This window comes from Kribbella sp. NPDC000426 (assembly GCF_040300265.1).
GTDB lineage: Bacteria > Actinomycetota > Actinomycetes > Propionibacteriales > Kribbellaceae > Kribbella.
The window spans coordinates 1,595,248-1,605,450 of record NZ_JBEPDK010000001.1; the positions used below are offsets into that span (position 1 = coordinate 1,595,248).

General features: G+C 67.4%; 14 protein-coding genes. 4 read left to right on the forward strand and 10 right to left on the reverse strand.

What is annotated here, in order from left to right; translation table 11 throughout:
• Nucleotides 1–45 precede the first annotated feature (45 nt).
• From ABT313_RS07750 to ABT313_RS07780, 7 genes are all read right to left on the reverse strand, one after another.
• Nucleotides 46–1,044, reverse strand: coding sequence for an inorganic phosphate transporter (locus ABT313_RS07750; RefSeq protein ID WP_350849790.1), 999 nt, complete (start codon nucleotides 1,042–1,044; stop codon nucleotides 46–48).
• A 2-nt stretch (nucleotides 1,045–1,046) separates the two neighbouring features.
• Nucleotides 1,047–1,679: a DUF47 domain-containing protein gene (locus tag ABT313_RS07755; protein ID WP_350849792.1), complete on the reverse strand. Its 633-nt coding sequence runs from the start codon at nucleotides 1,677–1,679 to the stop codon at nucleotides 1,047–1,049.
• Between the two features lie 140 nt (nucleotides 1,680–1,819).
• Entirely contained in the window at nucleotides 1,820–2,128 is a 309-nt protein-coding gene (locus tag ABT313_RS07760) for a DUF202 domain-containing protein (RefSeq protein ID WP_350849794.1), read from the reverse strand.
• Nucleotides 2,125–2,457: a YidH family protein gene (locus tag ABT313_RS07765; RefSeq protein WP_350849796.1), complete on the reverse strand. Its 333-nt coding sequence runs from the start codon at nucleotides 2,455–2,457 to the stop codon at nucleotides 2,125–2,127. The genes ABT313_RS07760 and ABT313_RS07765 overlap by 4 nt, the downstream gene beginning before the upstream one ends.
• On the reverse strand, nucleotides 2,454–3,680 hold the full coding sequence (locus ABT313_RS07770) for a glycoside hydrolase family 3 N-terminal domain-containing protein (protein ID WP_350849798.1): 1,227 nt from the start codon (nucleotides 3,678–3,680) through the stop codon (nucleotides 2,454–2,456). The genes ABT313_RS07765 and ABT313_RS07770 overlap by 4 nt, the downstream gene beginning before the upstream one ends.
• A 1-nt stretch (nucleotide 3,681) precedes the next feature.
• Nucleotides 3,682–4,095, reverse strand: a complete 414-nt coding sequence (locus ABT313_RS07775) for a MarR family winged helix-turn-helix transcriptional regulator (RefSeq protein ID WP_242000620.1) — start codon at nucleotides 4,093–4,095, stop codon at nucleotides 3,682–3,684.
• Entirely contained in the window at nucleotides 4,088–5,047 is a 960-nt protein-coding gene (locus ABT313_RS07780; RefSeq protein ID WP_350849800.1) for a DMT family transporter, read from the reverse strand. The genes ABT313_RS07775 and ABT313_RS07780 overlap by 8 nt, the downstream gene beginning before the upstream one ends.
• A gap of 39 nt (nucleotides 5,048–5,086) precedes the next feature.
• On the opposite strand from ABT313_RS07780, the gene ABT313_RS07785 reads away from it, so the two are divergent.
• Entirely contained in the window at nucleotides 5,087–5,707 is a 621-nt protein-coding gene (locus tag ABT313_RS07785) for a TetR/AcrR family transcriptional regulator (protein ID WP_350849801.1), read from the forward strand.
• Here the strand turns inward: ABT313_RS07785 and ABT313_RS07790 are convergent.
• Together ABT313_RS07790 and ABT313_RS07795 are read right to left on the reverse strand one after the other, a co-directional pair.
• Nucleotides 5,704–6,366 carry a potassium channel family protein gene (locus ABT313_RS07790; RefSeq protein WP_350849803.1) on the reverse strand — a complete coding sequence of 221 codons (663 nt, stop codon included), beginning with the start codon at nucleotides 6,364–6,366 and terminating at the stop codon, nucleotides 5,704–5,706. The genes ABT313_RS07785 and ABT313_RS07790 overlap by 4 nt on opposite strands.
• Nucleotides 6,363–6,893 (reverse strand): acyl-CoA thioesterase, encoded by a 531-nt coding sequence (locus ABT313_RS07795; RefSeq protein ID WP_350849805.1) that lies wholly within the window; start codon nucleotides 6,891–6,893, stop codon nucleotides 6,363–6,365. Before ABT313_RS07795 ends, ABT313_RS07790 begins: the two co-directional genes overlap by 4 nt.
• Nucleotides 6,894–7,018: 125 nt before the next feature.
• On the opposite strand from ABT313_RS07795, the gene ABT313_RS07800 reads away from it, so the two are divergent.
• The gene (locus tag ABT313_RS07800) at nucleotides 7,019–7,969 is read left to right on the forward strand and encodes a DUF1444 domain-containing protein (protein WP_350849807.1); all 951 of its coding nucleotides are present in this window, start codon (nucleotides 7,019–7,021) and stop codon (nucleotides 7,967–7,969) included.
• A gap of 16 nt (nucleotides 7,970–7,985) precedes the next feature.
• On the opposite strand, the gene ABT313_RS07805 is transcribed toward ABT313_RS07800, so the two are convergent.
• A complete protein-coding gene (locus ABT313_RS07805) occupies nucleotides 7,986–8,615 on the reverse strand; it encodes a flavin reductase family protein (RefSeq protein WP_350849808.1) in 630 nt (209 codons plus the stop codon).
• 117 nt (nucleotides 8,616–8,732) lie between these two features.
• Here ABT313_RS07805 and ABT313_RS07810 point away from each other — a divergent pair, with 117 nt between their 5' ends.
• Together ABT313_RS07810 and ABT313_RS07815 are read left to right on the forward strand one after the other, a co-directional pair.
• A complete protein-coding gene (locus ABT313_RS07810; RefSeq protein ID WP_350849810.1) occupies nucleotides 8,733–9,695 on the forward strand; it encodes a phosphotransferase family protein in 963 nt (320 codons plus the stop codon).
• 49 nt (nucleotides 9,696–9,744) lie between these two features.
• Nucleotides 9,745–10,185, forward strand: a complete 441-nt coding sequence (locus tag ABT313_RS07815) for a hypothetical protein (RefSeq protein WP_350849812.1) — start codon at nucleotides 9,745–9,747, stop codon at nucleotides 10,183–10,185.
• Nucleotides 10,186–10,203 lie beyond the last annotated feature (18 nt).

Sequence of the window (10,203 nt, forward strand, 5' to 3'; positions counted from 1 at the left end):
CGGTAGGCCTAGTGGGTGAATTCGAAATGAACTCTCGGCTGCGACTTACTGCAAGATCAGATGCGCAACGCCGTAGACGAGTGCGGCCACCAACCCGGCGGCGGGGATGGTCAGCACCCATGCGGTGACGATGCCTCTGGCGACGCCCCAGCGGACCGCCGACAGCCGCTTGGTCGCACCGGCACCCATCACCGCCGACGTGATCGTGTGGGTGGTGGAGACCGGCGCATGCAGGCCGATCGCCATCACGTAGAGGACTCCTGCCGCTACGGACTCGGAGGCGAACCCTCGGGCCGGGTCGAGGTGGATGATCCGGCGGCCCAGGGTCCGCATGATCCGCCAGCCACCGGAGTAGGTGCCGAGCGAGATCGCGGTCGCGGCGGAGACCTTCACCCACAGCGGGATGCCGTCGCTCTCGTTCACGTGCCCGGTGGCGAGCAGGGCGAGGAAGATCACGCCCATCGTCTTCTGCGCGTCCTGCAGACCGTGCCCGAGCGCGACCGCGGCGGCCGACAGCGATTGAGCCATCCGGAAGCCTCGTGTCGTCCTGCCCGGGTTGCGCCGCCGGAAGATCCAGAGGATCGCGATCATCAGCACGAAGGCCCCGGCGAAGCCGATCACGGGCGACAGCACCATCGGAACGACGACCTTGTCGACGATCCCGGACCACTGCACGACGCTCGCCGAGGCGAGTCCGGCGCCCACCAGTCCGCCGATCAGCGCGTGCGTCGAGGAGCTGGGCAGGCCGAGGCGCCAGGTGATCAGGTTCCAGGTGATCGCGCCGAGCAGTGCGGCGATCACGATCACCAGGCCGGATTCGCCGGCCGGAATGCTGATGATGCCCTCGCCGATGGTTTCGGCCACCTCGGTGCCGGCCAGCGCTCCGACGAAGTTGCACACCGCGGCCATCGCCAGTGCCACCCGCGGGGTGAGCGCCCGGGTCGAGACCGAGGTCGCGATCGCGTTGGCGGCGTCGTGGAAGCCGTTGGTGTAGTCGAACGACAGCGCGATGACTACGACTGCGATGACGAGCGCGAGCTCCACGCTCAGCTCTCCTTGACGGCGATCTGCTCGACCGTGTTGGCCACGTGCTCGAACGCGTCGATCGCGGCCTCCAGCAGGTCGACCACGGTCTTGAGCTTCATCACGGTGAGCGCGTCGTAGTCACCGCTGAAGAGTTTCGCGATCAGCCTGCGGTGGACCGCGTCACCGGTGTTCTCCAGCCGGTTGATCTCGATCCAGTACTCGGCCAGGTCCTTCATGGTCCGCAGCCGGGGCATGGTCTCGGCGGTGAGCTGAGCGGCCCGCTGGAGTACTTCGATCTGCTCGGCGATCTCCTCCGGCAACTTCTCCAGGTTGAAGAGGTGGACCGTGTCGACGGCCTCCTCCATGAAATCCATCACGTCGTCGAGGTCGGAGGCCAGCCGGTAGATGTCCTCGCGGTCGAACGGGGTGACGAACGTCGAGTTCACCCGGCGGATGATCGAGTGGGTGGTCTCGTCGGCCGCGTGTTCCGCGTCCTTCATCTGGGCGGCGATCTGATGGCTCGCGGACAGCCCGGTGCCCGCCGTACTGCCGAGCAATTCGGCCAGGATCCGGGATCCGTCCACGAGGTGGTTGGCGGACTCGGTGAAAAGGTCGTAGAACGTCGGGTCGTTCGGACGCAGACGTAACGGCACTTCAAGCTCCGGGTGAACGAGGGACAAACCGTGAACATGCTAGGGGGAACATCCGGTCGATGCGGCATCCGCCCGGGGCAACGTATCGCGTGTTGATGAACTGGGCCGCGCAGCGTTGCACAGTCGGTAACCGATCGGTTTCATCGTGTTACCACGGCGTACAGATCGAAGAGCCCGACGACCAGGACCAGACCGGCCGCGACCCGCAGTACGTTCTGGTGGCCGAGGAAGTGGGTCGCGCCGCCCGCGGTCCGGCGGTAGACGGCGCTGACAGCGGTCCAGCAGCCCAGGGACAGCACCAGTACGACGATTCCGAGCCCGGTGCGGACGTCCGAGGAACCGTGGCCGGAGGCAAGCAGCAGGATGCCGTTGGCAATCAGTCCGAGCGCCGTACGACGCCACGCGAGCAAGGTCCGCTCCGGCTGCCGGCCGGGATCCGGTGTGCTCATCGCCACAGTGAGAACAGCAGGCCGATCAGCCCGACGACCGCGATCGTTGCCCCGAGCATCAACGGCAGCCGGGTGACCGGGAGCGCGCCGCCGCGCCGGATCGCGATCAGGTTCTGCTGCCAGCGGCGGAAGGCCCCGGCCGTCGTGACGATCCCGGCGCAGACCAGAATCACGCCGATGATCCGGGCCGGCCAGCGATCCGGGCCGAGGTCGAGGAACTGCACGGCGGACAGTCCACCGGCGTAGCAGGCGAGCGACGTCCGCAGGTAGGCGAGATAGGTGCGCTCGTTCGCCAGCGTGAAGCGGTAGTCGGGCTCCTCCTCCGTCATCCGCAACTCACCAGGCCGTGATCCTGTTTCAGCGTCAGCACACGCCGCACGCTACTCGTCAGCTTCGCGGCGAACGACTTGTCCTCCTGCGCCTTGGCGACGAGGGCGTTCACCATCGTCGTGGTCAGCCCGGCCTTGGCGTTGATGACGATGTCCCCGCCGGCCGCCACGAACCGGGTCGCGCGGGCGCCGGCGGGGACCGATGCGACCTCGGCTGCTGCGCCGACATCGTCGGTGATCACGACGCCCTGCCAGCCCAGGTCGCCGCGGACCATGCCCTGGATGACCGTCGGCGAGAAGATCGCGCGGTTCTTCGGATCGATCTTGGTGTAGGTGACCGTCGAGATCATCACCATCGACGTACCGGCCTTGATCCCGTCGGCGAACGGCTGCAGGTAGGCATCACCGCGCACCGTGACGTTGTCGACGACACCCGCTGAGAAGTCGGTGTTGCCGCGCACCCGCCCGAGACCGGGGAAGTGCTTGACCGACGTGGCGACTCCGGCCTGACGCATCCCCTGCACGAAGGCCTGTACGCCGCGGCTCGCGTCCGCCGGCGTGTTGCCGTACTCGCGGTCGAGCTGGCCGATCGGGGCGTTCTGCGACTTCAGCGAGCTGGGCACGACGTCCGCCACCGGTGCGAGGTCGACGTTGACGCCTGCCTGCTTCAGCTGGCTGCCCCACGACTGCGCCTGCGCGGTCAGCTTGGAGCTGGACCAGGTGCCCTGGACGGTTGCTGCGGGGATGCGGTCGAAGCCAGGGCCCTTGAGACGCTGGATCTGGCCGCCCTCTTGGTCGGCGGCGATGAGCGGCCTGATGCCCTTCACTGTGGCCGCCGTGTTCACTGCGCTCATGGCGGTGTGAGTATGGGCGAGGCTGCCGCTGCTGCCCATCAGGAAGACGCTGCCGGACTTCTGCACGACGGCCTTCTGGGCGGACGTCATACCGCTCGCGTCGATGCCGGTCATGATGAGCTGGGCCGCCTGTTCGCGCAGCGTCAGGCTCTGCAGCTTCTGGTCGATGCAGCTCGGCGAGTCGGTGGGCGTGTCGGACGCCGTCGGGGATGGGGTCTCGGACGCTGGAGTGCTGGGCTCCTGGCTTGGCAGCTCGACAGGCGTCGACGAGGACGGCACGGTGCTCGGCCCTGCGGTTGGTGAGTTGCTGTCGCCGCAGCCGGCGACCGCGAGAGCAGTCAGCGCGATCAGCGCGACCGGTCGTCTCATCTCAGTTTCGCTCCCACGCGGCGCGGTCCACGGTGTCCCCGGAGTGCCGGGCGAGCGTTGCGCAGACGTCGTACAGGTGCTCGACCTGCTCCGCGGTGAGGGCGTCGAAGATCGACTTGCGCACCTCCTCCACGTGGCCGGGCGCCGTGTCGATCAGCTTCTGGCGGCCGAGCTCGGTGAGGATCGCGACCTGGCCGCGGCGATCGGACTCGATGCCCTCGCGCTTGACCCAGCCGTTCTGCTCGAGACGGTTGACCGCGTGCGAGAGCCGGCTGCGCGAGCCTTGTGTCGCAACCGCGAGCTCACTCATCCGCAGCCGGTTGCCCGGCGCCTCGGACAGCCGGACCAGGATCTCGTAGTACGTGTGGGGAATTCCGGCATCTCGTTGCAGCTGTTGCTCGATGCGGCTACTCACTACTCGTTGCGCCGCGATGTACGCGCGCCAGGCCTGTGCTTCTCGCTGGTCCAGCCACCGGGTCTCCGCCATCCCCGCAGCGTACTTGTTCACCGATCCGGATCAGCAGTACGGCGACCGCACACACCAGCATGCCTGCGACGGCGAGTGCGCCGATCGTCTCGTGGAACAGCAGGAACGCGAACACCATCGTGGTCGGCGGCACGAGATAGAGCAGCGAGCTGATGCGCGTTGCGCCGGAGAGTTTGAGGTTGACCAGGTACAGACCCCAGCCACCGCCCGTCGCCAGCAGCACCAGCCAAAGCACTGCGCCGTAGAAGCCGGGCTGCTCCGGCACAGTCATCCTGTGGGTCGAGGTCGCCAACGCGGTGAAGAGAACAGCCGATACGAGACTTTGTACGGCCAGTGCATCCAGCGATCTCGTACTCGGCTTGCGAGAGCGCTCCAGACACGTCCCTGCGACGAGACCTAGCAGGCCACCGATCGGGAGGAGGAACAACAGAGGCGATCCGTGACCGGCACCCAAGTCGTCGGCTACAACCAGACCGACACCCGCCAGGCCGAGGACCAGACCGAGCCATTGGCGTTGGCTGACACGTTCGTCCAGCAGCGGCCCGGCCACGGTCGCGATCAGCAGCGGCTGCAGCGAGCCGATGAGCGCGGTCACCCCGGCCGTGATCCCGTGGTCGATCCCGGTGAAGATCAGGCCGAGGTAGACGAACTGGGTCAGGAACGCCATCGAGATCTGCGTCGCCAGATCCCGGCCGGAGATCCGCGGCCGCCTGACCACAAGGACCGCGGCGGCGATCGCGCCCGCGACCAGAAATCGCCAGGCGAGCAGGTCGAACGCGTTCGTGTACTGCGTACCCCACCGGGCACCGATGAATCCGCAGCTCCAGAACACGACGAACCCGGCTCCGGCGGCCAGGGTGAGCGCCTTGTGCGTGGTCATGACAGCGACAGTAACCACACCGGTCGGTATACTGTCAGTATGCTTGACCAGCAGGTGAGACTGATCGTGGACCGGCAGGTGCGTGCAGCGCCCCGGCTGACGCCCGCCGGCGAGCGGATTCTCGAAGCCGCGTCGACGCTGTTCTACGAGCAAGGCATCCGGACGGTCGGCGTCGATGCGATCGCTGCGGCGGCGGACGTCACGAAGAAGACTCTGTACGACCGGTTCGGGTCGAAGGACCGGCTGATCGCGGCGTACCTCGAAGAGCGCGACCGCGCCTGGCATCTGTTCCTCGACGAGCAGCTCGCCACGCGGCGGCCGGCAACGCCTGAAGACGTGATCATGACACTGTTCGCGGCACTGACGGACTGGCTGGCCGGATCGCGCAACGGGTGCGGATTCATCAACGCGAGCGTGGAGTTGGCGGCGCCGGACCACCCGGCGATGCCGGTGATCGTTGGCCAGAAGCGGTGGATGCGGTCCGAGTTCGAAGCGCAGGCCCGAGCCGCCGGTCTCGCAGATCCGGGCGAGCTGGCGGATCGCCTTCTGCTGCTCCACGAGGGCGCGCTAGTCAGCTACCGGGTCGCCGCCATGACCAAGGCGCCGGAAGTCGCCGCACGAGCAGCGGCCGATCTGTTGGCCGGGTGGCGGCGCGTCTAGGTGTTGCTGCGTTTTGTGAGAGTGAGGCCGACGAGGCGGGACACGACCATGGCGACGTACCCGAGACCGGCCAGCTGCTCGATCATCACCACCGATCGTCCCCAGGACGTGATCGGGACGACGTCGCTGAGGCCGGTGCTCGAGAGCGTGGTGAAGCTGAGGAAGAGCAGCTCCATCCAGGTGCGATCGTTGCTCGGGTCAACTGCCGCGGTGAAGCTGGCGGGGACGAGGACCTGCACGAACACGTACAGGTAGGCGAAACCCCAAGCCACCAAGGTGAAAGTCGCGCCGGTCGCGAAGAGCTCGTCGACGCTGACGTCATGATCGGACAGCATGTAGCGGAGCAGGCTGTACGCCGCGTAGAAGTAGAAGGCCGCGTGCAGTACGGCGGAGATCGCGACCACTGGATCGGTCGGATCGAACGCGTCGAGCAGTGACAGTCCGACGGCCGGGATGCCGAGGCAGATGCTGACCCAGGTGAGTCCGGGAGTCGCGCGGACGGAGAAGACCGCGAGGACGAGGACGACGATGCCGAGGATCTCGAACGCGACCCGGCCGGGCCGCGATCCCTCCATCGCCGGGTAGACCAGCACGCCGAGCAACTGCACCACGAGCAACACGGCCGACGGGTTCCGGCGCGCATCGCTGATGATCTTCATCTGCCACCGGCTTCGTCTTCGTCCGATTGCTCGCGGGAGGCGATGATCGCCGCGCGGCGGGCCAGCCGGTGACTCCGGCGGATCTCGGCCTCGCGCAACCGCCGCCGGTCCTCGTCCGTCACCGGGACGACCTGCGGCACCTCGCGTGGCTTGCCCTCCTCGTCCACCGCGACGAACACCAGGTACGCCGACGCCACGTGCATCTGCGGACCTACCGCGTCCCACCGATCGGCCGTGATCCGGACGCCGACCTCCATCGAACTGCGCCCGGTCCAGTTCACCTGCGCGCTGAAATGCACGACATCGCCGACCCGCACCGGGACGAGGAACACCATCTCGTCCATCGACGCCGTGACCGCGGGCCCGCCCGAGTGCCGAGCGGCGACGACACCCGCGACCGAGTCGACCAGCGTCATGATCACCCCGCCGTGCACGGTGCCCAGCAGGTTGGTCTCGTTCTGGGCGGTGATGTGCGACAGCGACAGCCGGGTCTCGGAGGTCGGCCGCGACGACGGGCTGCTGGACATACAGGCTCCTTCGGGCTCCCGGACGGGTCTGCGCAGAGTATCCCGGGAGTTGTCCACAGATTCGGAATCACAGTCTCCGGCGGGCGCCGATCCTCGTACTTTCTCTGCCGAGAAGGAGGATCACGATGACCATCCACGCAATCACCGAATATGCCCAGGGCAACAACTCCGACCGTCCCGACCCCACCCTGACACCGCTGTCCCGACGCCAGGCCAACCGACTTGTTCACCTCGCCCTGTCCACGGCGGCCGAGCGCGGGCTCGATCTCGCGTACCAGGGCGGCGCGGCTCTGGTGCCGGCCGATCGCTCCGCCGACAACCCGGTGCTCGGTCTGAGCAACCTCGCCCGCATCGTCGCCCAGTTCGACGAAGGCGATTGGCCGGTGCTCGTCGAGGAGCACTTCGATCAACTGCTGGAGCAGCTCCGGCAGGGTCCACCGACACCGCCGACAGATCCCGAGCGCGAGCTGATCCAACGCCTCGTCCCCCGCGACGCGCTCCCTGCCGAGTGGACCGCGGACCGGCCCGACTTCCTGCCCGGTCTGCTGTCCGTGCCGTCCACGACCGACGACGGGATCGTGACGATGTTCCTCGAGCCCGCGGACATGGGCATCACCTGGGCCGATGCCGAGCGCTTCGGCCTCGCGAATCTGCGCGACCTGACCGACCACGTCGAGCATGTCGACCACGAGGATCTCCAGGTCGACTTCATCACCGGTACGCCATTCGCAGCCTCGCGCGCGCTGGTCCTGGACACCGTTCTGCGCGAGTCCCTGCGTGTGGATCATGCGCCACACGGTGTGCTCGCGGCTGTGCCGGCGCGAGACACCCTCATGCTGCACGTAATTCGGGACCTGTCCGTCATCCCTGCGCTGGGTCTGCTGCTCAACGTTGCGGCGCGCAGCCACGCCCACGACCCCGGCCCGCTGTCACCCGAGGTCTTCCTGGTGACGCCGGACTTCCGTTGGTTTCCGGCGACGACGGTATCGCCGGACTACACGCCATTGCGGTTGTCCGCTGAGCTCGAATCGCTCACGAAGGTCCTCGCCACGTCCGAGCCGCCGTCGCGGGCCTGACAGGTGCCCTTAGCAACTAATCCTTGGTACCAGGAGGTGTGAAGTGACCAGGCCAGTCGGAATGGCGGATGCGCGTGATCGAGCGGACCTCGCCGAGTGTGGTCCACTCGTCCTTGCCGAGACGGGCGAGCGGGCGCAGTCGACGTACCTCGGGGTGATCGCCGTCCATCATCGCGGCGTCGACCGCGATGTGCCGGACCTGTCCGATTACGAGCGTGCAGTCACCGAGTTCGATGGTGGTGTGCAGCGTGCACTCGATCGCGACCGGGGACTCCGCGACGCGTGGGACGGAGACCGTTCGCGACGGTTCGGTGGTCACGCCGATCGCCTCGAACTCGGAGACCTCCGGCGGGAAGTTCGTCCCGGAGGCATTCACCTGCTCGTACAGGGGCTCCGCGGCGAAGTTCACCACGAACTCGCGGGTTGCCTCGACGTTGTTCAGGCTGTCCTTCCGCCCGACCGAGGTGAACTGCACCATCGGCGGCTTGACGGACGAGACCGTGAAGAACGAGTGCGGCGCGAGGTTCAGCACGCCGTCGGCCGAGCGGCTCGACACCCACGCGATCGGTCGCGGTACCACCACAGAGTTCAGCAGTGCGTAGAACTCTCGTCGCCCGACGGTCTCCGGATCTACATCGACACGCACGCCCGCAGTACATCAAACTCGGTGGATGCCGCCTCACCCCGCCCTGAGGGCATGAGTGGCGAGTCCCGCGCGCGACGGAGAAGTGGATTGCCCGAGCATCACGATTTCCTGCACCAGGTGACCGCTGTCGCCCGCCGGCACGGCGTCGACGCAGAACACGTGAAAGAGGTCGCGGGCGGCGTGGCCAACCGCGCCTTCGTCCTCGGCGACGACCTGTTCCTCCGGGCTTCCCGCCCCGGCTATGAGGACGACCTCCGCAAAGAGACCCACGTCGTCCCCGCTGCCCGGCTCGTCGGCGTCCTGACCCCCGAGATCGTCGAGTACGACGAAACCAACCACCTCCTCGCCGCTCCGTATGTCGTGATGGAACGCGTCCACGGCGCCGAGCCAACCGACGTCCCGACCGGCCTCGCCGAGGAACTCGCCCGCCTCCACCAACTCGAGCGTCCGCCGCAGCCTGGCACGAATCCTGATCGACCACATGCGGGCGGTGATGGCAGCGGCTCCGAGGCGGGACGGGCACTGGACCAGCACGGTGATGGCCGCGCGTCCCGGCCGGGACGGGTTGTGGAACTGCCCGGCGTGCCGGAGGACGACTGGGGCGATCCGTGGCGGACGGTCGACGACCTAGCCACCCGCGGCTACGTGGACCCGGCAACCGCGAGCTGGCTGACCGGCTGGTTCACCCGGCTCGCCGAACGCTTCGACGACAGTGGACCCAAGGTCCTCATCCACGGAGACGTTGCCGCACACAACCTTCTCGCCGGCCCCGACAACGAACTCCGAGCCCTGATCGATTGGGGCGATGCCGCCTGGGCCCCACGCGCCATGGACTTCGCCAAACTCCCCCTGACCCAGGTGGCCAAGCTCCTCCCCACCTACGCAGCCCATTCCCCCACCACCGAGCAGGACCTCGCCGCCGCCATCCTCTGGTTCCACCTCTCCTGGGCCTTGGCCAAACTCCCCGCCCCACCCTGGCCCGCCCAACGCCACTGGACCGCCCCCACCACCAGCCGCCTCCTCAACATCCTCCACTTCTTCACCACCACCCCACCCGCGCCATGGTCCGACCTCGCCTAAGTCACGAGCCACAGCGTTGGTTGCCCTCGACACCAGAAAGGAGCCATCAGTGACCGTCGATCTGTCTGGCAGACTTGGAAATGTGGCTACCGCACCTTCTACGCTCGAGCGCGAGCTGTTCTCCGAGGTCGAGGCAGCACGCCTGCTCGGCCTGCCGGCGGCGACGCTCCACTACTGGCTTGAGGGTGGCCAGCGCAGCGGTGTGCAGTATGACCCGATCATCCGGAGCGAGCCCGTCGGTCGTCGTACGGTCAGCTGGGCAGAGTTCATCGAAGCGGGCTGGCTCAGCGCATACCGCCGCCGGAAGCAGATTCCGATGTCGCAGTTGCGTACCTTCATCGGCGTCCTCCGCACGGAGTTCGGCGTTCCGTATCCGCTCGCCTACAGCAGGCCGTGGGTCAGCGGACGCACCCTGGCGTTGACCCGGTTCGACGGACAGGGTTGGTGTGAGGTTGGTTCACGCTACCTGTTGGTGGGTGGCGTGGGTTGATTCGTAGGTGGCAGGGCT